The following is a 26,123-nucleotide window of genomic DNA, read 5'->3' as shown; positions in this document are numbered from 1 at the left end:
CCTGGTCCGCGCACGCCCCTTCTGGTTGAAGTTCTCTAGCGTGGGAGGGAACCTTCGGATCGAGCAGAGGGAACCACCGCCCGCACAAGACACCCCGCGCATCTGGACACCATGCGACCCGAGCGAGCGGCTGAAGGCACTGTTCGGTAGTGCATACGACAAAAAGTGGAAGACCGAGCTCTGGCGCCTGCAGGTGCAACACCATGTCTCCGACAGGTTCAGGCTGGAGCCAAACGACATCGACCTGTGGGCGCTCCAAGACCCCGAGTCCGGGCTGCACGTGTTCGAGCTCGGCTGGACGTTGGCGGAGCTGACCCACGATCCTATCCTGGCGTTGTTCTCCGGCAAGATCTTGGTGCACGGCGACAACAGCCTGAAGACGATCATCCAGGACGCGCTCGGCCGCGGCCCGGACGACCGGGGCCTCGACGTGGCGGAGTGGCCCGACCCACGCGAGCTAGAGCGGGGCTGCATCGTGGTCTCAGCGGAGAAGGATCCCGCCAGAATCGCTGACATCCGCGACAAGGCCGATCGCGCGAAGGCCGTGCTCCTCGTCTGGACGCGGAGCGAGCCGCGGCCCGACAAACGGCGGCTCATCGAGATCTTCGTCTCGCAGTCGTCCGCACGGACGCTTCCGAACGACAAATGGGTAGGAGCTCTCCTTACCATGCTGGTGCGCGACGAGGTGCTCCCCGACGAGGCGCTCCGCCGGACCGTGATGGAAGCCAGCCCGAACTCACACGATTCGAGCGATTCGCGCGACTCGAGCGACTCGAGCGACTCGAGCGTGCTCCGGCTGCGCAATACGGCCGAGCACTGGCACAGTCCGTTCAAGCGCACGATGCCTGACAGCGAGCTACCGGAGTATGTACGCCGCTATGCGCAGGAGCTGTCCCGCGGCGTGCGCGGCCGGCTCGCGGGATCGCCGCCTGTCCGATGCACGATCCTCCTGAGCCTGACCGACGATGCGATGACCGCGAATGCGATCCAAGCGGCCCCTCTGGATCTGCCCAACGCGGTGCTTCGCGCGTCGGCGTGGCAGCGGGAAGTGGAGCACCCCGACCCGGATGTGGCGGTCGCCTGCCAGCTCGACAAGCTCGCGGGCGTGTTCGGCGTCAAGAAGGTCAGTGAAATGATGCAGAAGATAACCCAGGCAAACTACTACCGCGACCTCGTCTGGGTGCACCAGGAAGCGTGCCAGATCGAGGATGTCCCCGAGGTGAAGTTCGCGTTCGTAGAGGACATGCCATGGCTGTCCACCGGGGCGATCGAGCTGTTCGCCGAGAGGCTCGTCGACGCGCTCGATTACCGGCACTTCGTCCGCGTTGGGCTGGTCGTACACCTCGTCCTCATCGAACCGTCCCGCGGTGCAGACGGCTTGAACGAACGGCTCGAGCGCTGGGCGAAGGGCCGCTGCACACGTCACATTCACGTCGCCACCCAACGCGTGGCTCCCCCGAGGGTGGCAGCCCCGGTCGAACCTCCGGCGGCAGCTCCGGTCGAGGTGCCCGCGTCGGCGGCAGCTCCGGTCGAACCTCCGGCACCGGATGAGGCGCCCGCGTCGGCGGCGCCTCACGGCGACGGAGAGGGTTCCTTCTGGCAAAGGCTCCAGCGGCGGTTGAGCACGAAGGTGAAGATGAAGATGGGGCGTCCATGAGCGAATCGACAGCGAAAGCGGCGTCGTCTGAAATCCTCGACGCCACAACGAACACGCCGCCTGGCGCTGGGACGCACGCGGCCGGCAGCGAGGCGGCCTCGAAGCCGTTCCAGTTTGGCGAGGGGCCGTGCGAGCTCGGCGCAGACAAAGACTGCTGGAAGAAGTGGCCGTCCCAGTGGCGCGACGCTTACCTCTACCGACCGTCGGAGGAGCTACGTGAGGCCCTCGCGCTCGCCGTGAACCTGAAGCGGCCCATCCTGCTCACCGGCCGCCCGGGCTGCGGGAAGACGACCGCAGCCTACTGGGCTGCGCTGATGCTCGGGCGCAGGCCTGCGCCGGACCAGCACGGCGTCCATCACGTTCAGATCCGGTCGGACACCACGACCGCACGGATCAAGTACGAGTTCGACGCCGTCCGTTATTACCGCGATGCCCAGCTCTCTGTCGCGCGGCTGGCAGCTAGAGAGAAGGGAGAGAAGACAGACGGCGTCGACGCGTCGTGGAGCGACACCCCAGCGAGGCGGCGGAGTTACATACGACCTGGGCCGCTCTGGACCGCGTTCAAGGACGAGGGTCACGCGGTCCTCCTCCTCGACGAGATCGACAAGGCGCCGCGCGACGTGCCCAACGATCTGCTCCGCGAGCTGGATCGGTTCGAGTTCGAAGTGCCGGAGCTCCGTCCGGTGGAGGGCGCCGACAGGGAGGGCGAGCTCCAGGCGAGCGCTCACGTCGCGGCGAAGGGCGCCGGGCCCGGGAGCCGCGGCGTGGACGTCGTCTGGCGCGAAGGCGGAGGACAGCGGTTCCTCTGCATCATCACCTCGAACGGCGAGCGCGATCTGCCCGACGCGTTCCTGCGGCGCTGCCTTCACCAGTACATCGAGATGACCGACGACGAGATGAAGGAGATCGCCGCGCAGCGGCTCGAAGCCTCCGACGGAGAGCTCCACCGGAACACCGAGCTGAGAGATTTCGCGGTCGGCCAGTTCCTAGCGCTCGCCGCGGAGATCGAGCGGCACGGGCGCAGAAAGCCTGGCCTCGGCGAGCTCTTGACCTGGCTTCGAGCGATCGATCTCTCGCCGGACCAGCTGGACAAGCTCCGGAAACAGAAGCACGTCTCCTTTGCCGATCTCCCCTGCCTCCAGGCATTGCTCAAGCACCCGGATGACGTGAGGCTCGCGAAGGGTAAGTCGTGACCTCATCGCCGCACTTCATCGACGCGTTCCTCGACCGCTGGACCGAGGCTAGCGGCAGCAATGGAATCGACCTTCGGGTGCGGGTACACGAGGCCCTTTCCCTCGGCGGGCCGTGGACGAGGCACCGCCTGCGGCTGACGCTGCGGCCCATCCTGGCCCTGGACGAGCAGCGGCGCGCCCTCTTCGACCAGGAGTTCGATCGGTTCTTTCCGGGGCCGGGCCTCCCGCCATGGTTCCTGGAGCGCCTCGAGGGCACACGCAGCGATGTCGCATGGAGCGCGGAGCGCGCCCGCCGCGAGGTAGCGGAGCACGTGGAGCGAATCGTCGAGGCGCCGGCGCGATCGGAGGAAGAGGGGCCAGCGACGCTCCCGCTCGCGCGCGGGCCGGCGGCGATGAGCCTGCCCGCGGGCGTGCCGATAAGCCCGCGGGCGGAGCGAGCAGACGAGAGCGCTGCCCCTGCCCCCGGCGCGTCCACGGCGCTCTTCGCGCGAGCGTTCGGGGCGCGGAATCGACGGTTCCTGCTCGCCGCGGCGTTCGCCGCGGTGCTCGTCGCCCTGGCGATCGCGTGCGGCGTCGCCATCCGGACGTGGAGGACAGGCCCGGCCGAGGCGGGGGCCGGAGGATCAGCTGTCGAACCTGCGGTAGCGCCTCGAGACATCGTGCCGCCGAGCGCTCCCACGCGGCGCGGCGTCCCACCCCCCATCGCGATCACCGTGCTGGGGCTGTCGCTTGTGGTTGGGGGCCTGGGCTTTCGGCAGCTCCGGGCCGCGCGGGCCCGAGCGAAGGCCCCGCAGCCCGAGCCGGTGGCTCCAGACTTCGATCCTAGGAGGGACAGCGGCGCGCGCCTTGTCACCGATCCGACACCGTTCAACGAACGGGAAATGCGGCGCGCCGCGCAGCGCGCCGGCCTCCTGCCCAACCCTGCGGAGCCGGTTCTCGACCTCGCGGCGACCGTACACGCGACCGCCCGGCAGTGCGGCGTGCTCGATCCGGTCTATGTGCCCGGCCGCGCGCCGAGCCTGCTCTCGCTCATCGTCGCTTCTCCGCTCGATATCGTTGCCGCCGCATTCGTCGCCGACCTCAAGAAGAAGCTCGACGACACGGGCATCGAGGTGGCAGAGATGGACGGCCGGCAGCTTCCCTCTACCGATCGAACCCTACTCCTCGTGCTCGTGGACGCTTCGCTCCGCCCGACATGGCTTTCGCCGGCTTGGGTGCAGGCCTACGGCCCCCATGTGGCGTTGATCGAGACACGTGATCCCGGGCTGTGGGGCCCGGAGCTGCGCAGGCTCCCGTGCGCGCCCTTTCCCCCGACCGCACGAGGCGTCATGGACGCAATCGAGGCGGCGCACGACGGCAGGAGCACGCCGCCTCTCTCGCTGCCGGTCGCTGCCAGAGGACTCGCGGCGCTGCGCGAGGCCTTCCCGCTCGCGGCGGCCCTTGCGCTGGTCGAGCCGTGCAGCCTCGAGGACCTCGACGATCTCCGCAAAGCCCAGTTCCCGGACATCGCGTTCTCGGCGATACAGCGCATCCTGGCCCTCGATGGAGTCATCGACGACGCTTCGAGCATCCACCTTCCGGCGTGGCTCCGCGAGAAGCTGACCGCGCGGGTCTCTCTCACGGCGCGCCGGAAGACCCTGGAGTGGAAGAGAAGCCGCCTCGATCAGACGAAGCCTGACGAGGCGACGCGCGCGCGCGCGATCTGGGAGCGCGAGCGTGCACTCGTGGAGATCCAGCTCGCGGCGCTCCCGAAGACGACGGGCGCCAAGGCGCCACCTGCGAGCGGATCGGACGAGCTCCGAGACGAGCAGCTCGGCCGTCTTCGCGAGGCCATCGCCACGCTGGAAGGCCACGCCGCCGACGCGCACCTCGGGCGCCGCGCGCGCGAGCGCTGCCGCGGCGTCGCGCCGCTGGTCAAAGAGCTCTACAAGACGGTCCCGCGGCCCGAGCAACGGCGGCTGGCGCAGCTCGGAATGCTCGTTGGGCTGCCCGAGCCAGGCATCGGCGAAATGCTCGCGAGCGCCTGGACGAAGGTCGCCTCCGCCGCCGCCGCCGGGAGCCTGTCCGTGGCCTCACTCGGCTACAGCGCATGGGAGGGCTTCCGCCCGAGGCTCTGCGAGGACGGCCTGACGAAGTGCGGAGAGCTCTGCTTCGAGACCTCGCGCGACCCGCAGAACTGTGGTGTGTGCGGCAACGCGTGCCCTGAAGGCTGGACCTGCGAGGGGGGCGTTTGCCACCGACCTTGGCCACCAATCGAGTGCGTGCCACCGTGGAAGGTATGTTCTGACGAATGCGTCGACCTGCTCAACGATCCGCGCCATTGCGGCGACTGCGAGAATTTCTGTGCGATCGGTGAAGTGTGCCGCAACGGCAACTGCGAGTGCAACAACACCAAATGCGGAGACCGCTGCGTCGACACCCAGCAGGATCCGGATCACTGCGGGGACTGCACCAACCGCTGCGAGGGCCGTAGCGTCTGCCAGAACGGAAGGTGCGTTCCAGGAGAATGGTGCGGCGACCGGCTCGTCAACACGCACACCGATCCGCTCAACTGCGGGGGGTGCGGCGTTTCCTGCCTCGTCGACACCATCGAAGAGGGCCTCTACACGGGGAAGTGTACCAACAGCAAGTGCGTCACGTGTACACAAGGGTATAGGAACTGTGACCATACGGATATATGCGAAACCGATATCGAGAACGACACCGAGAACTGCGGCGGATGCGGCAAGCAGTGCCCTGACCTTCCCGCCGCCTGGCACGCCACTCCGACGTGCGTAAGCGGCAAGTGCGACGGCTTCATCTGTACGCGAGAAGCCTCCGGGCGCTTACTCTCTGGCCTCTACGCTGACTGCAATCAAAATGCTTCCGACGGGTGTGAGATCAACCTGCTCACGAACCCGCAGCACTGCGGCAAGTGCGGCAACGAGTGCTCCGCCAGGGACAACGCCACCGCAAGCTGCGCACAGGGACGCTGCGCCTGGATCTGCCACAACGGATTTTCGGATTGCAATGGCGATGGCTCCTGCGAGACCAGGACCACATCGGACGTGAGCAATTGCGGCGGCTGCGGGCAGGCGTGCCGGGTCCCCGCGAACGGACGAGCCCTGTGCGGTGGCGGCGTTTGCACCTTCGAGTGCAATGAAGGCTTCACGCGGTGCGGCGACCAGTGCGTCGATGTGACACGGGATCCGGCCCATTGCAGCGCTTGCGGCAACGCCTGTCCCACGGCGAAGGACGCCACGCCCGGGTGCGTCGACTCGGGTTGTACACTGATTTGTCAACGCGGACTCCAGCTCTGCGGCGGCGCGTGCAAGGATGTGCAGCGCGATTCGGCCCATTGTGGAGCTTGCGGCACAGCCTGTCCTTCGAGGACCAACGCGACGCCCAGCTGCAGCGCGGGCAACTGCGGCATCATATGCAACCCTGGCTACTCCAACTGCGACGGCGACGCCGTGAACGGCTGCGAGACAACCGGAGCGTGCGAGCAAATCTTGTCATGCGAGGATCGCTGCGCAGCATTGCGCATTTTTTGCAGGGAAGAGTGCGCCAAGTCATCCGATTGCTGGGATGCGTGCGAACAGGAACGTCTGAAATGCATGATGGGTTGCGAAGGGGCGCCCACGGTACCGAGGCCGACGCCCAGGAAGTAGAGACTGGGACCCGTCTTCAGGAGATCACGGCGAGCGTTGCTGCGTGGTCGATGGCAGCCGTCTGCCGCCGCATGCTGCTGCTCGTCTCGGGTGCCAGAAGTCCGCGCCCTCCTGGAAGGGCGACGCCCGCTAAGGCGGCCAGCGGACGCCGAGCCCCTGGTGCGGCGAGTCGGCGCTCAAACGGACGTCGTCCGCAGGGGCCGGCAGCGCGCGCCACACGTCGGGGTGCTGATCGGGCTGCTTGCCCTGGCTCTCGGCGAGCGCCTCGTAGAGCGCGCCCCGGTGGAGGACGTAGGCTCCCTTGGGGTACGTCACGGCGCGCTCGTCCGGGGCAACCCTGGCTATTCCGACTGTGACGGCGACGCCGCGAACGGCTGCGAGACGCTCGGAGCGTGCCAGCGAATTCCCTTATGCGAGGTTCGCTGCAGTATAGATCGTGAAATCTGCAGGAGCGAGTGCGCCGAGCCACGCGGTTGCTTGGAGGCGTGCGAGAAAGCATGGGGGGAATGCATGACGTTTTGCGAAGTGCCCGCTGCCCCCGTACCGCCCCGGTAGTGCTCAAATTTGCCCGGATAGAGTTCCCATGAAGGCGGGAAGGCGGGAAGATCATTCAGGTTTTCTTCCCGCCTTCCCGCCTTCATGTTCAATTTTGAGCACTGCCACCGCCCCGCGCGCCCAGGAAGTAGAGCGTCAGTAACAAGGAAGCCCGGAATGTCGATTCATTGTTGCTCTCTTCTCCCGGAAAGGCGGGCCACTCGCCGGGCGCCACTGGCTGACCGGTCCTTCCGGACGCAGGTCGCCCATCGAGCGCCCGCGGTGGACCGCCCTTCCTGCACGCGCCTGATGTGCCAAGAGAGCACCACCCGTGCCATGCCCCGAATCGGGTACACCTCGCCTGGCGCCGGCGCTGGGCCGCTCCATGGCGATCGCCGCCGTGTCACACTCCGACAGGCTGTGCCCAGTGCGCCAACTTCATCGGTGGCCGCGCTCACTGGCGCAGCGACTCCGTCTCACTCGCGGAGCCGCGTATCCGTGTTGTAGCCGCGCGGCGCGAGGGGCGAGAGCCGCTCCAGCCAGATCTGCTCGAGCAGCGTGAGCTCGTCCGCCACGGAGATCCCCGGCTCGTCCTTCTGCTGCACGACCTCGAGCACCTCGAACGTGAAGGCGTCCGCGCCGTGCTGCTGCCAGTCCCGCTGGAGAGCCTGGTTCTGGTGCGCGCCGATGGACAGCGCGAAACGGTGCTTGTTGAGCGGCCCATGGAGGTTCGTGCTGCTGCCGAGCAGGACCTTGCCGTTCACCGTGTTCTTGACCTGGAAGATGCCCGCCTGCTTCGGGGTCTCGAGGTACTTCCGCTTCATCTCCTTGCGCGTTTCCATCGTGCTCCCTCTCGCCTTCTTCGTCCCTGACCCGGGCGTCTTGCTCTCCGCCTCGGGTGTCGTGTCCTTCGCCTCGGGTGTCCTGGTCTGTCCCGCGATCAGCTCGTAGTGCAGGCCGTCGCGCGTCATGTATCCCTCGTCGACGAGCATGCGCCGGATCGTGCAGTGGTCGGGATACAGGGTCTGGATGATCTCGTTCACCTCCTGCTCGCGGTAGCGCCGGCCCGCCTGGAACTTGCCCAGGAACTGCTCGAGCACGATGCGCCGCTTGCGCCATTGCTTCGGCATCTGGACCAGCACGCCCCCGCGGAAGAAGGCGCGCATCACCTGGCTCCGGGCTCGCTCCGCGCGCCGCCGCGCGGCGCCGTCGGCGGCGGAGGGCAGCGAGACGAGCTCCTTCAGCGTGAGGCGGAGCAGATCGTCGCGCAGCGCATAGACCAGGTAGTACTGGGTCTTCTGCTTCGTCACCAGCCCGGCCTCGTCGAGCTTCCGGAGGTGGAAGGAGACCGTGGAAGGCGCGCGCCCCAGCCGCTCGGCCAGCTCCTCGGCGCAGTGCGGCCGCTCGATCAGGGCGTTCACCACCTGGAGCCGCGACGCGTCGGCGAGCGCCTTGAGCACGCCGATGCGCGCCTCGACGCCCAGCTCGCGCGCCGGGGGATCTGATTCGACAGTCATCGAACCGAATCTAGGCCGCGCAGGGGCGCTGTCAATCTGTTTCGATGATCATGGAACAGGAATCTCGCAGGGCGGCCACCGCTGGCTCGGGCGTCGTTGTGTACGATCGCCCGCTCGGGTGCTGGGTACAACCCGCCGGCCACGAGGTGGCTCAGGCGCTCGCAGAGGAGCGCCGACGCCGCCGCATGCTCAGGTGATCTGGACGATGCGGGCGACCGCGGGGACACCGAGGTTGTTCAGGATGAACAGCATGTAGTGGCCTGGCGGGCAGAGGTTCCGATTCGAAGGGGCCGTGACGTTGAGGCCGCCGGTGGCGGTCGAGAAGCTCAGCGTGTTGAACCGTTGGTTCTGGTCGAAGGCGTGCGTGACCGACGGAAGCCGGATCCACGTGACGCGGCTGATGGCGGAGGCGTTCGGTGTTCCCACGAAGAACGTCTGGCCGTAACTCACGCTCGTTGGCGCGGAAGAGATCGTCGGTCGCGTCCCGCGGGACAGGTAATCGGGAGAGTAGAACTGCGTCTCGCGCCGCTCCTCTCCGACGTTCTCGCCGGTGCCCTTCCCGGACGTGGTGACCACCCGCCCGTCCGGCAGCAGCACGGCCGTCGAGTGATAGAGCCGCGGGATCTGCATGCTCGCGACGACCGTCCAGGCCTCGGTGACGGGGTTCCAGATCTCCGCGGGAAGCACGGCGCCGTCGGGATTGTTGAAGCCTGACGCGCTGGTCCCTCCGGTCACCAGCACCTGACCGTCCGGGAGCAACGTCGCGTTATGATGCCGTCGCGCGACGCTCATCGGAGCGACGTTGCGCCACCGCGGCGTCGCGGCGTTGAGGTCGAGCACCTCGGCCGTCGCCGTCGGCGGGTTGCCGCCGCCCACGACCAGGACGCGACCGTTGTCGTACATCACCGACGAGGCGTAGCTGCGGAAGATTGCGGTGTTGTACGACGCGATGATGCTGCTCCAGGAGCCGGTCCCCGCCGTGTTGAGGAGGACCGTGTGGCGCTCGGGTCCGGTGACGACGACGCGGCCATCGGGCGCGAGGTGCGTGAACGAGTACGACGGGAGCTTGCGGAACGCGTTGCCAAGGATGCGCCAGCTGGCGCTAGCGGTCTGCCACACCTGGGGAATCGGGTTTCCATCGTCCGGCGTCATGTCCCCGGTGAGGACCAGGACATCGCCATTCGCGAGCGTGGTGTTGTTCGGGTACCAGCGAGGATTGTTCATGTCGGGAACAGGCGTCCAGCTGTTGTCCCGGTAATCGAAGATGTTCGCGTCGAGTATCCCGGTCCCGATGGCGACATCGTGCCTGTTCGGCGGCTCCCCTCCCGTGACGAGCAGCCGGCCGTCCGGGAGGAAGGCGTGGCCCGAGCACCCGACGTTGGTTCTCATGTTGGCCGCAGCGGTGTAGCCGCCGCCCACCGGATCCCAGATGGTGACATCCATCCCGCCGTTGTCTCCGTACGGGAACAGGAGCAGCTTGCCATTGGGAAGGAGGTGCGCGTGGACGCCCTCTGCGGCCAGGAAGAAGGGCGCGGACCACTGCCCTTGCCCTGCGCCCGGGGCCGCCGTGTCGATGATGAGCTGGGGTCGATTCGACGAGGCTTCTCTCGACCTGACGAAGAAGGTGTCCGACGAGCGCGGCACGATCGCGAACGAGACATCCCTGCTCGGGCCTACCGCCGAGGTGACGTCGACCTCGACGAAGGTCCCGGCGGTCGAGCTCAAGATCGATCCGAGGACCGCGCCCTTGACGGGACGGTTGTTGTACGTGGTCGTGGTCTCACCCCAGGTATTCGAGGGCACGCTGACGATGTCGGCGCTGTTCGCGGCGTCGTTCGTCACGAACAGCCGCAGGCGCGCCCGCGTGATGGTTCCGACCGCGCCGATCGAGAAGCGCAGGAAAGCCTCCTTGTACGTGCCCCCGTCGTTGCGATCCGTCTGGAGGGTGGTGGCCGTTCCGAAGTTCGTATTCGCGTTCGCGCCTGACTGAACGTAGGTGTCCGCCGTCGGACCGATGCTCGCGGTGAGCGGGTCGGATGCTTCCTGGACTTCTTCGTCCTCCCGGACGTCCCCGCAGCCGCTCACGACAAGAAAGAGCACGACAAGACATCGCTCGCGCCAGTTGATGTACATTCTGCGCCTCCCTCGTTTCCTGAGAGTGCGGAGCTTGGTCTGTACGGGAGTACTGTCAAGCAATTGGCTTTTTGCAGAACGTCTTCTATCGCCATGCTCGCCTGTGTTCGCGACACCGAGCGGCTGCCGCGCCGGACGTTCTGCGCTCGTCACAGCCTCTTTGGCATACGGGCGTTCTGGTCGTCACCGACGCTGAACTGGCGAGCGCGGCGTGCGACCTCGAGCACCTCGATGGCGACCACCGCCTGACTCCGTCGTCAGGAGATCACGGCGTGCGGTGCTGCGTGGCGACCATGGAAGGGCGTTGGCCGACGACGTCGAACCAGCGCGAAAGGCCGCTCCGTTCGCTTCGCCACGCCCGATCGGGCCAGCGGAAGTCGAGGTAGCCGAGCGCGCAAACGACCGAGATCGCGCCGATGTCCGCGAGCTCCGTCGATAACGTGTCAGCGTCACGCTCCAGCCTGTCCAGGCCGGCCTCGATGGCAGCCGCCTGACGCAGCATGACGCTGCTGGATCGCTCATTGGATGGGCGATGCTCGTCCGCGAAGAGGCGCCCGGCAGCAGTGTTGATACCGTCCGCGATGCCCTGCTGGAGCAGGGCACGCCACCGCGCCTCTCCCGGCGCCGGGTACAACCCGCCGGCCGCGAGGTGGTCCAGGTATTCGCAGATGAGCGCCGACTCGAAGAGCACCTGCCCGTCTTCCAGGGCCAGCGTCGGGACCTTGGCGAGCGGGTTCAGGGACCGCAGCTCCGCATCCGACCAGGGATTGACCAGCACAAGCTCGACCCGGTCTCCCAGCTGCAGCTCGTGGGCGGCGACCCGCACCTTGCGGGCAAAAGGGGATGTGGGCGCGTAGAAGAGCTTCATGGAGAACAGCTCCCCTCCTGCGCGCTAAGGCGGCGGCCAGCGGACGCCGAGCCCCTGGTGCGGCGAGTCGGCGCTCAAACGGACGTCGTCCGCAGGGGCCGGCAGCGCGCGCCACACGTCGGGGTGCTGATCGGGCTGCTTGCCCTGGCTCTCCGCGAGCGCCTCGTAGAGCGCGCCCTGGTGGAGGACGTAAGCGCCCTTGGGGTACGTCACGGCGCGCTCGCCCGGGCTGAGCGTCGCGCGGTCGGTCCACCACTCCAGGCGCCGGTAGTCCTCGTCGAGGCCGCCCCCCATGAAGTCTCGGAAGCGGACCCGCTCCACCGCGACCGTCGGGTTGTCCTCGGCCTGCACGCTGTCGAAGAGCCACTTGATGAACGGATAGGGCCCGTCCACCCGGTTGCCCTTCAGGATGTGCGGGTTCGGCGAGTTGCTGCCCACCGCGAAGACCTGCACCGGCTCGTCCGCGTCGGGGTACACCTCGCCATAGTTGAAGTGGAACCCGAGGAAGACGTTGCGCTCGAAGCGTATCGTGGCGCCGGTGTCCACCGCGTGCGTGTACACCCCGCTCAGCGACGTGTCGGCGAAGTAGTTGTCCGTGAACGAGACCGTGTCCGACGGCGAGCGCGGATCGCCGTCCACGCGCGTCGGGAACAGCTCGACGAAGAGGTCGCCCGTCCCGATCACGATGTTGTGGTGGAAGCTCGAGCTGCCATAACGCTGGCCGAACTGCACGTTGCCATCCTGGTAATGGTCGAACGCCGACCGCCACCGGACCGCGCCCGGCCCGATGACGTTGTGGTGGATCTCGCAGTCCGAGCCGAGCTGCCCGACCTGAAGCGCCTCGGTGCCGGTGCGCAGGAACCGGTTATCGTACACCTCGAGGCGCTCGAACGCGTGCTGCGGCTGCGCCTGGGTGCTGCCGAAGTAGATCCCCTCCGAGCCGACGTCGTGCACGTAGAGGTCGTGGATCTTCACGTTGCGCATCGTGGCCTGCCCGTCGTCGTCGGTCTTGGCGACGATGCCGGCGAACTCGGCGCGCGCGACCTCGAGGGTATCCAGCTCGAAATCCGACGCTCCTCCGCCGATGGCCAGCCCCGAGAGGCCCTCTTTGCTGAACGCGTCGTCGATGAAGATGCCGTACGTCCCCTGGGCATGGGCGAACGCGCCCTCGGCGTGCCCCCGGAACCCCTCATCGCCGGTCTTCGAGACAGGGTCGTGGCGGCCCGTCAAAATCCAGCCCTTTCCGCCCTTGATCACGAACACGTAGTTGGCGGCGTCGCCCCCGACCTCGACCTGTCCGCCGAGGTTCGTGATCACGAGCGGGCGCTCCGCGCTCCGCTCGGGCAGGCCGCCGAGCAGGATGCTCCGGTAGCGGCCAGCCGGAATGTAGAGCCGATCGAGCGCGCTCCAGTCGACCTCCGGGAACGACCCGGCGAGATCGGGATAGGCGATCTCGGGGAGCTTCCCCTCCCTCGGGGCCGGCTCCGGCAGCGTGAAGGTCGTCGTGGGCTGGCCGAAACGGCCGTAGGCCGGGACGCCCGGCGTGGAGCCCCCCGCGCCAGGCGACGAACCACCGGCGGCGCCCGCGCCCGACGTGGAGCCGGAGGCGCCGCCCGCGCCCGGCGTGGCGCCTCCGGCGCCAGCGGTGGACTCCCCATCATCGCCATCGCCGCCGCACGCCGCCATCGCGACGAGCAGGACACCTATCCTCGCGCCTTGCCGCATTCGCAGGAGGATACGGCATCCGCCGGGCACACCGCGCCGAAAGCCGCGCACCGCGCGCCGGCGCGTGGGAGCTGGTGCTCAGATCCGGGTGGACATGATACGAGCTGCGCCGCCCAGCAGCGCTTCCCTCTCGTCAACCTACGCGTCCGGCGGTGTGCGCGCCGTCGTGCTCTCGCCGCCTCGCCTGCCGGTAGCCGAGGGGGCTCACGCCGTGGGCGCGCGCGAAGGCGCGCCCGAACGCGGGCTCGCTGTCGTAGCCGACGCGGGCGGCGACGAGCTTCACCGGGAGCGTCGTCTCGCCGAGCAGGACCGCGGCGCGCTCGAGGCGCAGCCGGCGCACGTGATGGCCGAGCGGCTCGCCGAGGAGCGCCGTCGCGCGCGCCGCGAACGCGGATCGCGAGAGCCCGGCCGCTCGCGCGAGGTCCCCGAGCTCCCACGCGCGCTCGGGCGAGGCGCGCACCCGCGCGAGCGCGGCCGCGATCGGCTCGTCCCGGAGCGCGTCCCGCCGCGGCAGCGACGCCGCGGGGTCGCGCAGCGCGCTCGCGAAGAGCGCGTGCGCCCACGCCTCGCCGACGGAGCGGCGCAGCGCCGCCGACAGGGCCGGGCCGGCGAGCAGCGCGAGCGTGTCGTTGAGCCAGCGCGCGAGCCCCGGCGTCGCGCCCGCGACGTGCACCGCCGGCGGCAGCAGGGCGACCCACGGGGCGCCCGCCGCGTCGACGTGCAGGTCGACGACCACGAGGCGCGTCTCCGGCGGGGCCTCCGTGGCCAAGGCGTCGTCGGCCACGGCGCGCATCCCGCGGCAGAGGGCCTCCGGGTGCGCGAGCGAGGTCGTCGGCCGATCGCGGATGGCGTGCTCCTCGGCGCGCGGCAGGAACACGAGCTCCCCCGCGCCGAGCGCGAGCCGCCGGCGCGCGACGTCGATCCACCCGCCGCCGCCGAGCGCCGCGTACACCCGGGCGGCGGCGCGCTGCGCCGGCTGCCGCTTGCCCCAGCGATCGCCGAGCGCGAAGCGCCTCACCTCGGCCTCGCGGAGCACGACGCTCCGGGCCAGCTCGTCGAACGCGGCGGACATGGCGCGATCGACTCTACAACACGCGGCGGGCCGCGCCACGCCGGCGCGCACGCCCCGCCGCGCGCGCGGCGCCGGCCGTGGACCGTGGACGCGCGGATCGGGGAGCCGGACGCGCGGCAATCGCGGCGCGCCTACGCTGGCCTCGTCGACACGAAAGGAAAGGACATCCCATGACGCACCCCCTGCCGCATTCCCGGCCGCTCGACGCCGCGCAGGCGCTCGACGCGCTCCTCGATCTCATCGGCCGTGACCTGGAGCGCTGGCTCGACCTCTTCGCCGACGACGCGACCGTCGAGTTCCCGTATGCGCCGGCGCTCGGCGCGCCTGCGCGCCTCGAGGGCAAGGCGGCCATCCGGCGCCATTTCGAGGGCATCCTCCAGAGCTTCCACGGGCTCGAGTTCAAGGACGTTCGACGGTATCCGACGACCGATCCCGACGTCGCGCTCGCCGAGGTGCACGGCTCGGCGACCATCGGGCCCGCGCGCAAACGCTACGAGCAGGACTATGTGATGATCGTCGCGACGAGGAACGGCCGAGTCGTGCGCTACCGCGAGTACTGGAATCCAGCGCCCGTCGTCGAGGCCTTCGGCGCCGAGCTCGACGCGCATCGCGAGGGGGCGTCATGAGGGCGCGCGCAGGCAGCGATGGGCCGCTCGTCCTGATCACCGGCGGGACGGGCACCACCGGGCGAGCCGTCGCCGCGCGGCTCGCGGCCGCCGGCGCGCGCGTCCGCACCGCGAGCCGGACGGCGCCCGCCGCTCACGACGGCGTGGAGCACGCCCGCTTCGACTGGGCCGACGCCGCGACGCACGAGGGCGCGCTCCGGGGCGCCGATCGCGTGTACCTCGTGGCGCCCGCGATGGTCGAGGATCCCTCGGCGCTCATGCTGCCCTTCGTCGAGCGCGCGCTCGCGAGCGGGGCTCGCCGCCTCGTCCTGCTCAGCGCGTCGCCCGTGGCGGAGGGGAGCCCCGGGCTCGGCCTCGTCCACCGCGCGCTCCGCGAGCGCGCTCCAGAGTGGACCGTCCTCCGGCCGTCGTGGTTCATGCAGAACTTCATCGACCCGCGCCACCCGCACGCGGCGGCGATCGCCGGGCGAGGCGAGCTCACGACCGCGACGGGCGGCGGCCGCGTCGGCTTCGTCGACGCCAACGATATCGCGGAGGTCGCCGCGCGCGCGCTCCTCGACGGCGCGCCGCACAACACATCTCACGTCATCACCGGCCCGGAGGCGCTCAGCTACGATGACGTGGCGGCCATCGTGTCCCGCATCGCCGGCCGGGCGATACGCCACGTCCGCGCCGGCGAGGAGGACGCTCGCGCGTACCTCGTCAGGGCGGGTATCCCATCGCCCTACGCCGCGTTCCTTGTGAGCCTCGACCTCGCCATCCGCGACGGGGCCGAGGACCGCGTCACCGACGTCGTTCAGCGCGTGACAGGCCGCGCGCCCCGCGCCTTCGCCGACCTCGCGCGCGCCCACGCGCACGTCTTCCGTGGAGAGCCGAGCGCGCGCCGCGGCGGCCCGTCCGCGTAGCGATATCGCGCCGCCGAGCCCGCTGCATCAAGCCGACAAGCGAGCTCCACGACAACGCACCTTCACGCTCTCCTGCCATGTGCCCGACCCCACCGCGGCGACGACATCCCTCGTCGCGCTCCCCGTTCTCCTGTAACCTGAGCAGCTGCGGGCATGCAGCGCCTTCGCGGACACCGCACCTCGGCGCTCGTCGGGCCGGACAAGTCAAGGTCGAAGCACGACCGGGGGAGAGTGGCGATGGGGACGAAGGACAGCGTGGAAGACTGGCATGACGTCCTGGACAACGAGTTCGTCCACACGCGCTGCTTCACGAGCTGTATCTCGGAGACGGTCTATGAGCAGCTCGAGAGCGAGATGCTCCGGGGGCGCCGTGCCGGGTGAGCGGGCGCAGGCGATCCTACGCTACATCGAGCAGCTCAAGGAGGGAGGCGCGGACGCGGCGCTCGCCGAGGGAGCGGACCCTGGCGACGATCTCGGCGCGATCGCGGCGGCGCTGGGGGAGCTCGGGGATGCGCTGAGGGAGCGGGAGGAGCTCGTCCAGATCGCCCAGGCGGCCGCGGCGAGCAACCTGAGGCGGCTCGACGACCTCGCGCAGGAGCTCTCGCGCACGAGGGCCCTCAACGCGGAGCAGCAGGCGACGATCCGCACGCTGTCGACGCCGATCATCCAGGTCTGGGAGGGCGTGCTGATGATGCCGGTGCTCGGCGCGGTCGATGTCTGCCGGGCGGACCAGATGATGCAGGGGCTCCTCGGCGCGGTGTCGAACACCCATTGCAGGGTGGTGATCATCGATCTGACCGGCGTCGACTCCATCGACGCCTCGCTCGGGAACATCCTTCTGTCGCTGGTCCGCGCGGTGGAGCTCCTCGGGGCGCGAGGGATCATCGTGGGCATCCGGCCCGACGTGGCGCGCGGCCTCCTCGTGGACGGCGTGGACATGTCGCGGGTATCCACCTTCGCGCGGCTCCGCGACGCGCTCGTCCTCTGCATGAAGCAGGCGCCGCGGCGCGCGGGCCAGCTCAACTGACGCGGCGGGCGACGCGCCGGGCGACGCTGGACGCGCGTCACCCGTGCCAGAGCTCCTTCACCCCGTCGGCCATGAACTGCACGGCGATGGCGGCCAGGATGAGGCCCATGACGCGCTCGAGCACGGCCATGCCGGACGCCTTGAGCGCCCGCTGCACGAGCCCCGCGCCGCGCAGCACGAAGTAGGAGGCCACGAAGGTGATGGCGACGCCGGCGAGCACCAGCCCCATGGCCACGGGATCGTTGCCCTCGCGCGCCATCAGCACCATCACCGTGGCGAGGGCGCCCGGCCCGGCGAGGAGCGGCATGGCCAGGGGCACGAGCGCCACGTCCTCCTTCGCGATGCCCTCCTGCTCCTCGGACGGGGTGGTGCGCGTCGCCGAGGAGCGGGCGCGCAGCATGTCGAGCGCCGTGACGAGCAGCAGCAGCCCGCCCGCGACGCGGAACGCGGCCAGCGAGACGCCGAAGACCTTGAAGACGACGCCGCCGAAGAGGGCGAAGAACAGCATGAGCCCGCCGGCGACGGCGCACGCCCGCCGCGCCGTGCGCCGCACCTTCTCCGGCGGATCGCCCGCGGTCATCGTCAGGAACAGCGGCACGATGCCGAGCGGATCCACGACGAAGAAGATCGCCGACAGCGACACGAGGAAGACCGAGACGTAATGGGCCATGCTCATCGGATGCGTCGCGGCCCCCGCGGGCCAGGCCCATCTCCCACATCCCGGGCGGCCGCGCCAGAAATGCCAATAGCGAGGGATTTGCCAGCGTCTTCTCCTGATCTCCGCGCTGCTCAGTCGAGCGGTACAGGCGAGGACGCCGAGGCGACCAGGTAATCGCGCGCGAAGGCCCCGCGCTCCTTCGCGAGGGCGAGCGGGACAGGCCGGTAGAGCAGCGTGGCGGTGACGTTCGCTGTCGCCGAGCAGCCCGCGGGGATCGCGAAGCCGTGCGACGTCACCGCGACGCTCCCCGGCGCGACGCGGTTGTCGCTGGCGATATCGACGGCGCGGTGCTGCGGCGCGTGCCGCGCGCCCGCCGGATCGACGAGCACCTTGGCGAAGGTATAACCCGCGGCGCCGGCGAGCGCGGCCGCGGGCTGGCCGTCGGCGGGCGCCGCGGCGAGCGGCGCGCCGAGGTAGACGATATCCCCGTCCTGCGCGGCGATCGCGCCGCTCAGGGTGATCGCGCCGCCGCCCGCGGCGACCACCCGCGCCTCGCCGACCGGCGCGCGGACCTCGAGGCCCTTGTCCGCGGCGTCGAGCGACGGGTCCGCGAAGCGGCCAACGCCGGTGTAATCGTCGTAGACGCCGGTCGGGCGGACGATCCGCACGACGTCGCCCGCCCTCGCGCGCGCCGCGCCCTCGTCCCAGGCGAGCTGGGCGCCCGTCAGGGCCGCGCCCTGGCCCACGCGCGCCTCCGCGAGCGCGCCGCCGGTGTCGTTCACCGTCATGCCGCGCGACGGCGAGAGGGGCGCGCCGCACGCCTCCGCCGCGACGAGGAGCACGAGCGCGCGCATCGGCTCCCCGGTCGGAACGGCGTGGCCCGCCGCGCCTCCGGCCAGGGAGACGGTGACCGCGAGCTCGCCCGGCGCCGCCGAGGCGTCGATGCGGACGTCGACCGCGCCCCGGATGAGCCGCGGGGACCCCTCCAGCGGGCCGCGGAAAATATGGGAGCGGACCGTCCCCGCCGGGCGGACGAAGCCGAGCGAGACGCTCGCGTTCGCCTCGTTCGTCACGTCGAGGCTGCTCTTCAGCGAGAGGATCCCCGGCATGTGGCAGGCCTGGCATTGCGTGGCCGGGCGGTTCCAGGAGCTCGCGGCCCACTCGGAGAACGTCTGATGGATCGGGAGCCCGTCGGGCCAGCGGACCGGATCGAGCGCCGCGCCCGGCAGGAGCGCCGCCTGCTTCTGCTCGTGGCAGCCGCCGCAGAGCTCCGAGGCCGAGAACTTCGGCTGGTAGCTGCCGCCCATGAACCTGTTCGGCACGTCCGGCCGCGGGCCGAACATCACCTCCAGGAGCCTCGACGAGGGATCGGAGGAGCTCCTCTCCTGCGGGCGCTGGACGATCAGGGCGCCGGCGACCCCGGGCGGCTTGCTCAGATCGACGTCGCGGATCTTGTGGCAAACGTCGCAGTGGTCGCCCTTCTCGAACGCGACGCCGGTGGCCTCGAGGAGGTCTCGCCCGCCCGCGGGGCCGTCGATCCCCGCAGCATGGCAGTCGGCGCACGCGCCGAACGCCGCAGGGCGCACGGCGTCGGGCAGCGCGGGATCGTCGCACGAAGGCTGCGCTCCCCCGCCACAGGACGGGTTGAGATCCGGCAGCACGCCGCTCCCGAGATAACACCGCATCGCGGCGCCGCCCTCGCTCCCCGGGACGCGTCCGGCCTTCCAGCGCCCGCCCGCGGCGCCGCACGAGGCCTCGTCCGTGTGGGCCATCGAGACCCCGGCGTAGATGGCCTGGAGGAGCGGGCTCCTGGCCGACCGCGCGTGCCCCGACTCGAGGAACTGGGCCACGAGCGTCGTGTGGCAGTGATCGCAGAACCGCGTCGAGTTGTGCGGGTCGCCGTCACCCGGATCGCCGTAGGTGTAGCCGAGCGCGTTGTCCGGCGGCGACGCGCGGCGAATACCGATCTCCACCGGCCCGTCGGGGACGACCTCGAGCTCGATGCCGTCCGTCCGGTATCCGATCTTCGCCGCGACAACGGTCGGCTGGCCCGGGATGTCCCGCGTGATCTCGATGGAGAACGCGCCGTCCGGTCCGGTCACGAGGGCCGGCTCCCCGCCGGCCTGCATCACGATGGCGCCCTCGAGCGGCGCCGCGCCGTCGATGACGACGCCGGTCACCGTGAACGCGTGCGGCAGCTCCTCCAGAGCGCCACCAAAACCCGTGGCCGCGCTCGCGTACGTGGTCGTCGTCACCGGGTGCGCGCCCGCGCCCTGGCCACCACCGCCGTGGCCGCCCGGCGGCGGCTCCCCCGCGCACGCGCCGCCGAGCACGCAGGCGGCGAGCGCCGCCGGAAGCGTGGATGTCCGCAGCCGGGTCAGGGGTCGCGCCGCCGTTCGCATCCCGGGGCTCGCCATCGTAAACCCGGCGCGACCGCCTGTCGACGGCGAGAGGCTACCGCGTCAGCCGGAGCTCCGAGAACGGAGACGTCGGCGCTCCGGCCTTCGAGGGCCGCGGGACCGTTCGCAGCGGCGGCAAGGGCAGCGGAACGACCTCCCACGATACCCGCCCCCGCGGCCCCGGGGGCAGCGGCGTCGGGGTCGGCGACAGCGGGGTCGGCGACAGCGGGGTCGGCGACGGCGGATCGCCCAGCTCGGCCGCGCTGAGCTGCTGCGTGCTGCCGTCGCCGGACAGCGTTGTCTCCGTCGCGGCCGCGTAGGCCTCGGCTTGCTCGAGGACCCGCACGAAGTTCCCGCCCAGCAGGCGGAGGATGTCCGCATCCGAGTACCCGCGGCGGATGAGCTCCAGCGTGAGGTTCGGGGCCCCGGCGCTGCCAGCGAGCCCCTCCTTGAGCGCCTCGCTCCCCTCGAAGACGGAGCCGAGGGCAACATGCTCGATCCCCGCGACCTTCACCACGTGGTCGATATGGTCGACGATCCGCCACAGCGGCGGCGTCTTCTCCCCCTCCTGGGCCCTGAGCTTCTCGATCTCCTCGCGGAGCGCCTTCGTGTCGCCCGGGAGCCTCTCGCCGAGCTCCTTGAGGTGCGCCCCGTACTTCTGCGCGAAGCGCGCCGACTGCTCGGCATACGCCTCGTCCAGGAAGAGCGCCCAGGAGTTCACCATGACGAGGCCGCCGTTCTCCGCGACCGCGCGCAGCATGTAATCGTCGAGGTTGCGGCGGCGGTGGCCGGCGGCGGGCATCGTGGACGAGGTGATGATCGGCGCCCTGGCCACCTTCATGACGCCCTGGAACGTGCTGTCCGATGCATGCGAGACGTCGACGAGCATGCCGATCCGCTGCATCTCGCGGATCACGGCCTCACCGAAGGGGGCGAGGCCGCGGTCGCGGACGTACCCGGCATCGAGCGCGCCTCCCGCGGAGCCTGCCCAGTCGTTCGTGCTCGTGTGCGTGATCGCCATGGTGCGGACGCCGAGGCGGTAGAACGAGCGCAGCGCAGGCAGGGAGTTCTCGATGGCGTGCCCGCCCTCGATGCCCATGATCACGGCGATCCTGCCGTCGCGCTCGGCGCGGCGCATGTCTTTCGCGTTGCGCACGAGCAGCAGCGCCTCGCGGTGGCGCTCGACCTGCCGGTGGGTCGCTTCGATGAGATCGAGCGCGCGGCGCGCGGCGCTGCCGCCGAGCCGCGAGGACACCGAGGGCGCGGACGCGCCGACGTGGATCGGGAAGAACGCGCCGGTGACGCCCGCCGCCTTGATCCTGGCGACCTCCGCGGCCATCAGCCCGTCGTCCGAGCTCACCTGAGCGAACGAGCCGCCGAGGAGCAGCGAGGGCACGCCGCCGTGGCCATCCACGAGGATCGCCTTGGCCTGCAGCCGCGCGGCCCGCTGCTCCGGCGCCTCGTTCCCCGGTGGGATCGCCGTGAGATCGGGCGGCGACGTGTACCAGGGCCCGACGTCGGCGGCGGACGGCGCGAAGACATCGGGCGCCGCCGCGGGCGCGGGGGAACGAACGCAGGCCGCGAGCGACGCGGCGGCGAGCAGCGCGAGCATGGGCGAAGTGCGCATGACCGGATCGTACCATGCGAGCTCGGCGGGAAAGCCAGCGATGAAGGCGGCAGGATCGTGCGCCGGAGCGGCGAGGCAGCACCGCCGCTGGGCGCCGACATATCGGCACAGGTGGCCCCCTGTGACGCGATGGCCCCCATGGGAAGCCACCGTGGCATGAAGACGGCGCCGCCGGCGGGCGTCGTCCTTGCTCTCTCTCGCCTCGTCGACGCGGGCGCCCCGCAGCTCGCCCCCCGACGGGAGCCCGGCGGGCGAAGACCGTCGCGCCGGCCTCCTCACGAGCTTACACGAACAGGCGGACTCGCTGTGCGACGAAGGCGGCCCCGATCGGCCACGAGAGTGCAACGCCGTTCCGGCCGAACGCGTGCGACGAGTCCGTCTCCAGCCACAGAATGCGCATGAAAGCACCTTTGTTGTGAGCTCTATCCATCGTGCGTCCGCCTCTGTGCCCAATCGGGATCTCGACATCGCGCCCAGACACGCTGCCGCGTCATCGCCGCGGCATGTCACTTGACAAGAAGAGGCCTCTTGTAATGCTAGAAAGCATGTATGGACCGCTATTTCGGCATGTTCTGTTCCCGTTGTACGAGACCCACATACGGAGACGGGCAACCCTGACGCGACTGCATGAGATCGAACAATCGCAGTGGCGCCCGGAGCGCGAAATTCGAGAGCTGTCCTTTCGAAGGATGCTCGACGCGCTCCGCTTCGCCGAGCAGAAGGTGCCTTTCTATCGGCGCCGCTTCGCCGAGCATGGGGTACGTGTAGCAGACGTGAAGGCGCCAGAGGACCTCGTGCGGTTCCCCGTTCTGACCAAGGCAGATATCCTCGCCCACGGGCGCGAGCTGCTCGCCGAGGGGTACACGGGCAAACTGATCGCGAGCGCGACGGGCGGCTCCACCGGGGAGTCGCTGCGGTTCTACCTGGACCACGGCACCTACGAGCATCGGATCGCCGCGGCGATGCGGTCGGACGGCTGGGCTGGAGCGAAGGTGGGGGAGAAGGAGCTCCACATCTGGGGGACACCCATCCTCAACGAGAGCCTCCTCAAGAAGAGGAAGCGCGAGCTGCACGAGGCCATTCTCCGCAAGAAGTACGTGAGCGCGTTCGACCTGTCCGAACAGCGGCTCGCCGCCGTCGTGGACGACATCGTACGCTACCGACCTAACCTGATCATCGGCTATACGAACCCGCTCTACCACACGGCGCGCTTCGCCCTCGAGACGGGCCGCGAGCTGCCGGCGCCCAGAGGCCTCGTGTGCTCCGCCGAGCGGCTCTTCGACCACCAGCGCTGGACCATCGAGCGCGCCTTCAACGCACCCCTGTTCAACCGATATGGATGCAGGGAGGTGATGCTGCTCGCCTCGGAGTGCGACCGGCACGAAGGGCTGCACATCAACATGGAGGGGGTCTACCTGGAGCTGGTGCACGATGGCCGGCACGCGACGCCCGGCGAGCCTGGCGAGGTGATCGTGAGCGACCTTATCTCCCGGTCGATGCCGCTGCTCCGCTACAAGAACGAGGACATCGCCATCGGGTCCGCGTCGGCGTGCTCGTGTGGGCGAGGTCTGCCGCTCCTCGCCTCGGTCGAAGGGCGGGTGCTCGACATGATCGTGGGACCGGACGGACGGCTCCTGGCGGGCGAGTTTTTCCCCCACCTGCTCAAGGACTACCCGTCGGTGAAGCGCTACCAGGTCCACCAGGATCGGAGCGGGGCCATCACGATCAAGATCGTCCCGGCGAAGGATTACCAGGACGAGCACGCGCGCCTCATCGAGCAGGCGCTCCGCAAGCAGCTCGGCGACCGAGCCGTCCTTCGGATTCGCGTGGTCGACGATATCGCGCTCACCGGCGGCGGCAAGCACCGCGTGACGATCTCCGACGTGCCGAGCAGGCTCGACGCGCGGAGGGATCCACCGCAGGCGAGCACGCTGGCGGCCTCCGCGGGGAGCGGCTTGGAACACCGCGCCAGCTGATCGACTGTCGAGATGGGGGCGCGGGGCGGGTCGTGAACGCGTCCCGCTGCCTCTCGGATCGCCGAGATCTCCCACGCCCCCTGCGACGAGCTTGCCTCAGGCCACGGCCCGCTCGCTGTCCCCGAATGCCGTGTGCGCGAGCAGCTGCAGCAGCTCGCCCGCGCTCTCCTCCCACGAGGGTGGCGCCGCCTCGGCGAACGCGCGCTCGTCCCAGGGCCGCGCAAGCGCCTCGCCGAGCGCCGTGGTGAGCGCCCTCACGTCGCGCGGCGGGACGAGCAGGCCTGTGCGACCGCCGGTGACCACGTCCGGGATGCCTCCGACGCTCGTAGCCACCACCGGGCGGCCAACGGCCAGCGCCTCGAGCACCACATTGGGAGTTCCTTCCGCCCAGCTCGGCAGCGTCAGCAAATCGCCGGCGGCCATGTAGCGCGCGACCGAGCGGAGCGGGAGCTCGCCAGTCGCGATGATCCGACCGCCCGCGCCCTGAGCGGCCTTGAGGCGCGCCGCGGCCTGGTCGACGGCTGTCCGGGCCGGTCCGGCGCCGACGAGCACGAGGTGGGTGGGCTCGCCCCCCTGCCGGGCGAGCGCCTCGAACGCCTCGAGCAGATCGAGGGTGCCCTTCGTCGGCTTGAGGTCACCGACGAAGGTGATGATGCGGCCGCGCTCCGGGAGGCCGAGCTCGCGCCGGGCGGCGAGCCGGTCGCTCGGGTGGAAGATCGCGCGGTCGACGCCATTGCGGACGACGACCGCGCGGCCCGGCGCCGCGCCGAACGCGGTGAGCAGCTCGGCCATCGGACGACTCACGGCGATCGCGTACGATGCGGACCGAACCGCGCTGGCGACGAGCGGGCGCACCGAGCGCCAGCCGGCCACGACGTTCACGTCCGTGCCGTGTGCTTTGACGACGTAAGGAAGGCCGAGCAGCCGCGCGAGCACCGCCGCCGCGCAGGCGTCCGGATACAGCCACGCGCCGACCACGACGTCGAACCGCCCGAGCAGCCGCGGGATGTGGGGCAGCAGCCCCGTGAGGTAGAGCGGCGCGTTCACGGGCGCGAGGAGGCTGCCCGCGCCGGGCAGATACGGCGCGCGCGGGTGCACCACCGAGATACCGTCTATCACGTCGCGCTCTGGCACCTCCGCCAGTCGCCCCGTGCGCGTTCGCGCGCCCAGCAGCGAGATCCCCGGGTGGTAGGGGATCGCCGCGAACACCTCGACCGCGCAGCGGCGCGAGAGGGCCGCGAGCTGCTGGCGCTGGAAGGCACAGGCGAACGGCTCAACGCGGTTCGGAAAGAGGCGCGTCACCCAGAGGACACGCGGCCTTCTTGGTCGTCCCTCCCCTGTCAGCCTGGAGCTCGGGCTCACTCGGGGGCTCGCATTCGGACTGGGATCCGTGAACAACATATCCAGCATGATGCAACCTTCCTCCAGGGATCGGCGCGAGCTCCGTGGTGCGTTCTGCCGATCGACGTCGGCGCCCGTGCTGCGCGCGACCTTGCTTACCAGGCGCCTTGGCGCGCAGAACGACTCCCGTTCGCTGGCAGCGAGCGAGTCGTCCCCCTGCACGACTGATACCGCATACGAAGCTCGTGTCGAGTGGCTTTTTCCAGCGATGTGAGGTTTCAAGCATTGCTCGATGTGGGAGGAGCCGTGCGTCCTGCGTGCTCTCGTGGAGGGCGATCGAGCCTGGTTGGTGTCCCAGACACTCGGCTCAGGCGGCCCTCCTTGCGTCCAGACGGCAGGCGGCGTACCGCGGCGCCGGCGCGCGCCACGAAGGCCATCGGCGGTCGGATTCGAGCAGGAGACCTCATGTCGCTATCGAGCTTGGCACGATGGTCGTACCCCTGTGCGAGCCATCATGAACTCAATGCGCTCCTCGACCCTGGCCGCCGTCCTCTTTCCATACCTATCTTGCCGGACGACGACGGGATTGCCGCTCGTTGCATTCATCGCTTGCGCTCTGGATCTCGGCACCAAGCTCGATCGACACGGCGGCCTCCTCCCGTTCGACGCGCGCGCGCCGGCACGCGCCACGGAGGCCGCGATCGGCTAGGCTCGCGCAGGAGACCCTATGTCGCTCAGACAGCGCGATTACATCCTCCGCATGATCGAGCAGCTCGCCGAGGCCATCGGCCGGATCGCCGGGCTCCGGCGCGCCGGCCAGCTCGACGAGGCGGAGCTGCTCGTCCGCACCACCGCCGACGGGCTCTTCGGCCCGATGCGGGACATGCTCGACCGGCTCGACGCCGCGGGCGCGGCCACCCTGCTCGGCGACCACGAGAAGATCGGCGCGTACGCGGCGCTCTGCGCGGAGCAGGCCGAGATCCTCGAGCTCCGGGGCCGGGCCGCGCAGGCGCTCGCGGAGCGCAGGCGCGCGCTCGAGCTCTACCTCGAGGCGGTGAGCCGCGCGCCCGAGGGCAGCCCCCGCGCGCAGGGGGCCGCGCGCGCGCTCCTCGGCCGGCTGGACGCCGCGCGCCTGCCGGAGCGGTACCGCGCCCTCGCCGCGAAGCTCGGCTGATCGGGGCAGCGGGGCTCGCCTGCCGCGCGCGCTGCGCCCCG

19 protein-coding genes are annotated in these 26,123 nt (G+C 70.1%); 9 read left to right on the top strand and 10 right to left on the bottom strand.

The window, feature by feature from the left end; translation table 11 throughout:
- The first annotated feature begins 40 nt into the window (after nucleotides 1–40).
- From WMF22_RS04035 to WMF22_RS04025, 3 genes are read left to right on the top strand one after another with little or no spacing between them, the layout of a single operon-like run.
- Nucleotides 41–1,657: a hypothetical protein gene (locus tag WMF22_RS04035; RefSeq protein ID WP_438034898.1), complete on the top strand. Its 1,617-nt coding sequence runs from the start codon at nucleotides 41–43 to the stop codon at nucleotides 1,655–1,657.
- On the top strand, nucleotides 1,654–2,850 hold the full coding sequence (locus tag WMF22_RS04030) for an AAA family ATPase (protein WP_438034897.1): 1,197 nt from the start codon (nucleotides 1,654–1,656) through the stop codon (nucleotides 2,848–2,850). Before WMF22_RS04035 ends, WMF22_RS04030 begins: the two co-directional genes overlap by 4 nt.
- Nucleotides 2,847–6,500, top strand: a complete 3,654-nt coding sequence (locus WMF22_RS04025; protein WP_438034896.1) for a hypothetical protein — start codon at nucleotides 2,847–2,849, stop codon at nucleotides 6,498–6,500. The genes WMF22_RS04030 and WMF22_RS04025 overlap by 4 nt, the downstream gene beginning before the upstream one ends.
- Nucleotides 6,501–6,629: 129 nt before the next feature.
- On the opposite strand, the gene WMF22_RS04020 is transcribed toward WMF22_RS04025, so the two are convergent.
- The 6 genes from WMF22_RS04020 to WMF22_RS03995 all read right to left on the bottom strand — a co-directional run bounded on the left by WMF22_RS04020 (nucleotide 6,630) and on the right by WMF22_RS03995 (nucleotide 14,349).
- Complete coding sequence (locus tag WMF22_RS04020; RefSeq protein ID WP_438034895.1) at nucleotides 6,630–6,815, bottom strand: hypothetical protein; 186 nt, start codon at nucleotides 6,813–6,815, stop codon at nucleotides 6,630–6,632.
- A gap of 695 nt (nucleotides 6,816–7,510) precedes the next feature.
- Nucleotides 7,511–8,551 (bottom strand): metalloregulator ArsR/SmtB family transcription factor, encoded by a 1,041-nt coding sequence (locus tag WMF22_RS04015; RefSeq protein WP_438034894.1) that lies wholly within the window; start codon nucleotides 8,549–8,551, stop codon nucleotides 7,511–7,513.
- 189 nt (nucleotides 8,552–8,740) lie between these two features.
- Nucleotides 8,741–10,684, bottom strand: coding sequence for a CBM96 family carbohydrate-binding protein (locus WMF22_RS04010; protein WP_438034893.1), 1,944 nt, complete (start codon nucleotides 10,682–10,684; stop codon nucleotides 8,741–8,743).
- Nucleotides 10,685–10,949: 265 nt separating this feature from the next.
- A complete protein-coding gene (locus tag WMF22_RS04005; protein WP_438034892.1) occupies nucleotides 10,950–11,552 on the bottom strand; it encodes a glutathione S-transferase N-terminal domain-containing protein in 603 nt (200 codons plus the stop codon).
- 24 nt (nucleotides 11,553–11,576) lie between these two features.
- The gene (locus tag WMF22_RS04000; RefSeq protein ID WP_438034891.1) at nucleotides 11,577–13,277 is read right to left on the bottom strand and encodes a right-handed parallel beta-helix repeat-containing protein; all 1,701 of its coding nucleotides are present in this window, start codon (nucleotides 13,275–13,277) and stop codon (nucleotides 11,577–11,579) included.
- Between the two features lie 133 nt (nucleotides 13,278–13,410).
- On the bottom strand, nucleotides 13,411–14,349 hold the full coding sequence (locus WMF22_RS03995) for a helix-turn-helix domain-containing protein (RefSeq protein ID WP_437297793.1): 939 nt from the start codon (nucleotides 14,347–14,349) through the stop codon (nucleotides 13,411–13,413).
- A gap of 170 nt (nucleotides 14,350–14,519) precedes the next feature.
- Here WMF22_RS03995 and WMF22_RS03990 point away from each other — a divergent pair, with 170 nt between their 5' ends.
- From WMF22_RS03990 to WMF22_RS03975, 4 genes are all read left to right on the top strand, one after another.
- Nucleotides 14,520–14,975 carry a nuclear transport factor 2 family protein gene (locus WMF22_RS03990; protein WP_437297792.1) on the top strand — a complete coding sequence of 152 codons (456 nt, stop codon included), beginning with the start codon at nucleotides 14,520–14,522 and terminating at the stop codon, nucleotides 14,973–14,975.
- The gene (locus tag WMF22_RS03985; protein ID WP_438034890.1) at nucleotides 14,972–15,880 is read left to right on the top strand and encodes an NmrA family NAD(P)-binding protein; all 909 of its coding nucleotides are present in this window, start codon (nucleotides 14,972–14,974) and stop codon (nucleotides 15,878–15,880) included. Before WMF22_RS03990 ends, WMF22_RS03985 begins: the two co-directional genes overlap by 4 nt.
- A gap of 153 nt (nucleotides 15,881–16,033) precedes the next feature.
- Entirely contained in the window at nucleotides 16,034–16,261 is a 228-nt protein-coding gene (locus tag WMF22_RS03980) for a hypothetical protein (RefSeq protein WP_438034889.1), read from the top strand.
- Nucleotides 16,215–16,907, top strand: coding sequence for an STAS domain-containing protein (locus WMF22_RS03975; protein WP_438034888.1), 693 nt, complete (start codon nucleotides 16,215–16,217; stop codon nucleotides 16,905–16,907). Before WMF22_RS03980 ends, WMF22_RS03975 begins: the two co-directional genes overlap by 47 nt.
- A gap of 37 nt (nucleotides 16,908–16,944) precedes the next feature.
- On the opposite strand, the gene WMF22_RS03970 is transcribed toward WMF22_RS03975, so the two are convergent.
- The 3 genes from WMF22_RS03970 to WMF22_RS03960 form a co-directional block, all read right to left on the bottom strand.
- Nucleotides 16,945–17,577 carry a MarC family protein gene (locus WMF22_RS03970; RefSeq protein ID WP_437549562.1) on the bottom strand — a complete coding sequence of 211 codons (633 nt, stop codon included), beginning with the start codon at nucleotides 17,575–17,577 and terminating at the stop codon, nucleotides 16,945–16,947.
- A 119-nt stretch (nucleotides 17,578–17,696) separates the two neighbouring features.
- Nucleotides 17,697–19,967 (bottom strand): hypothetical protein, encoded by a 2,271-nt coding sequence (locus WMF22_RS03965; RefSeq protein ID WP_438034887.1) that lies wholly within the window; start codon nucleotides 19,965–19,967, stop codon nucleotides 17,697–17,699.
- A gap of 52 nt (nucleotides 19,968–20,019) precedes the next feature.
- Nucleotides 20,020–21,591 carry a dipeptidase gene (locus WMF22_RS03960; RefSeq protein WP_438034886.1) on the bottom strand — a complete coding sequence of 524 codons (1,572 nt, stop codon included), beginning with the start codon at nucleotides 21,589–21,591 and terminating at the stop codon, nucleotides 20,020–20,022.
- A 689-nt stretch (nucleotides 21,592–22,280) separates the two neighbouring features.
- On the opposite strand from WMF22_RS03960, the gene WMF22_RS03955 reads away from it, so the two are divergent.
- Nucleotides 22,281–23,567 carry a phenylacetate--CoA ligase family protein gene (locus WMF22_RS03955; protein ID WP_438034885.1) on the top strand — a complete coding sequence of 429 codons (1,287 nt, stop codon included), beginning with the start codon at nucleotides 22,281–22,283 and terminating at the stop codon, nucleotides 23,565–23,567.
- Between the two features lie 96 nt (nucleotides 23,568–23,663).
- Here WMF22_RS03955 and WMF22_RS03950 read toward each other — a convergent pair whose 3' ends face one another.
- Nucleotides 23,664–24,869, bottom strand: a complete 1,206-nt coding sequence (locus WMF22_RS03950) for a glycosyltransferase family 4 protein (RefSeq protein WP_438034884.1) — start codon at nucleotides 24,867–24,869, stop codon at nucleotides 23,664–23,666.
- A gap of 766 nt (nucleotides 24,870–25,635) precedes the next feature.
- Between WMF22_RS03950 and WMF22_RS03945 the strand changes: the two genes are divergently transcribed.
- The gene (locus WMF22_RS03945) at nucleotides 25,636–26,082 is read left to right on the top strand and encodes a hypothetical protein (RefSeq protein WP_437297783.1); all 447 of its coding nucleotides are present in this window, start codon (nucleotides 25,636–25,638) and stop codon (nucleotides 26,080–26,082) included.
- Nucleotides 26,083–26,123 lie beyond the last annotated feature (41 nt).

This window comes from Sorangium sp. So ce204 (assembly GCF_051526795.1).
In the GTDB taxonomy this organism is placed as follows: Bacteria; Myxococcota_A; Polyangia; order Polyangiales; family Polyangiaceae; genus Sorangium; species Sorangium cellulosum_B.
This window is presented reverse-complemented; position numbering and strand designations above follow the sequence as displayed.

What these genes read in the sequence shown, in the direction of transcription:
- WMF22_RS03960 (WP_438034886.1), bottom strand. Translation starts at nt 21,591, where the DNA reads ATGCGCACTTCGCCCATGCTCGCGCTGCTCGCCGCCGCGTCGCTCGCG.
- WMF22_RS04010 (WP_438034893.1), bottom strand. Translation starts at nt 10,684, where the DNA reads ATGTACATCAACTGGCGCGAGCGATGTCTTGTCGTGCTCTTTCTTGTC.
- WMF22_RS03985 (WP_438034890.1), top strand. Translation starts at nt 14,972, where the DNA reads ATGAGGGCGCGCGCAGGCAGCGATGGGCCGCTCGTCCTGATCACCGGC.
- WMF22_RS03980 (WP_438034889.1), top strand. Translation starts at nt 16,034, where the DNA reads ATGCAGCGCCTTCGCGGACACCGCACCTCGGCGCTCGTCGGGCCGGAC.
- WMF22_RS04030 (WP_438034897.1), top strand. Translation starts at nt 1,654, where the DNA reads ATGAGCGAATCGACAGCGAAAGCGGCGTCGTCTGAAATCCTCGACGCC.
- WMF22_RS03995 (WP_437297793.1), bottom strand. Translation starts at nt 14,349, where the DNA reads ATGTCCGCCGCGTTCGACGAGCTGGCCCGGAGCGTCGTGCTCCGCGAG.
- WMF22_RS03970 (WP_437549562.1), bottom strand. Translation starts at nt 17,577, where the DNA reads ATGGCCCATTACGTCTCGGTCTTCCTCGTGTCGCTGTCGGCGATCTTC.
- WMF22_RS03965 (WP_438034887.1), bottom strand. Translation starts at nt 19,967, where the DNA reads ATGCGAACGGCGGCGCGACCCCTGACCCGGCTGCGGACATCCACGCTT.
- WMF22_RS03990 (WP_437297792.1), top strand. Translation starts at nt 14,520, where the DNA reads ATGACGCACCCCCTGCCGCATTCCCGGCCGCTCGACGCCGCGCAGGCG.
- WMF22_RS03955 (WP_438034885.1), top strand. Translation starts at nt 22,281, where the DNA reads ATGCTCGACGCGCTCCGCTTCGCCGAGCAGAAGGTGCCTTTCTATCGG.
- WMF22_RS03945 (WP_437297783.1), top strand. Translation starts at nt 25,636, where the DNA reads ATGTCGCTCAGACAGCGCGATTACATCCTCCGCATGATCGAGCAGCTC.
- WMF22_RS03975 (WP_438034888.1), top strand. Translation starts at nt 16,215, where the DNA reads ATGAGCAGCTCGAGAGCGAGATGCTCCGGGGGCGCCGTGCCGGGTGAG.
- WMF22_RS04015 (WP_438034894.1), bottom strand. Translation starts at nt 8,551, where the DNA reads ATGACTGTCGAATCAGATCCCCCGGCGCGCGAGCTGGGCGTCGAGGCG.
- WMF22_RS04005 (WP_438034892.1), bottom strand. Translation starts at nt 11,552, where the DNA reads ATGAAGCTCTTCTACGCGCCCACATCCCCTTTTGCCCGCAAGGTGCGG.
- WMF22_RS04000 (WP_438034891.1), bottom strand. Translation starts at nt 13,277, where the DNA reads ATGCGGCAAGGCGCGAGGATAGGTGTCCTGCTCGTCGCGATGGCGGCG.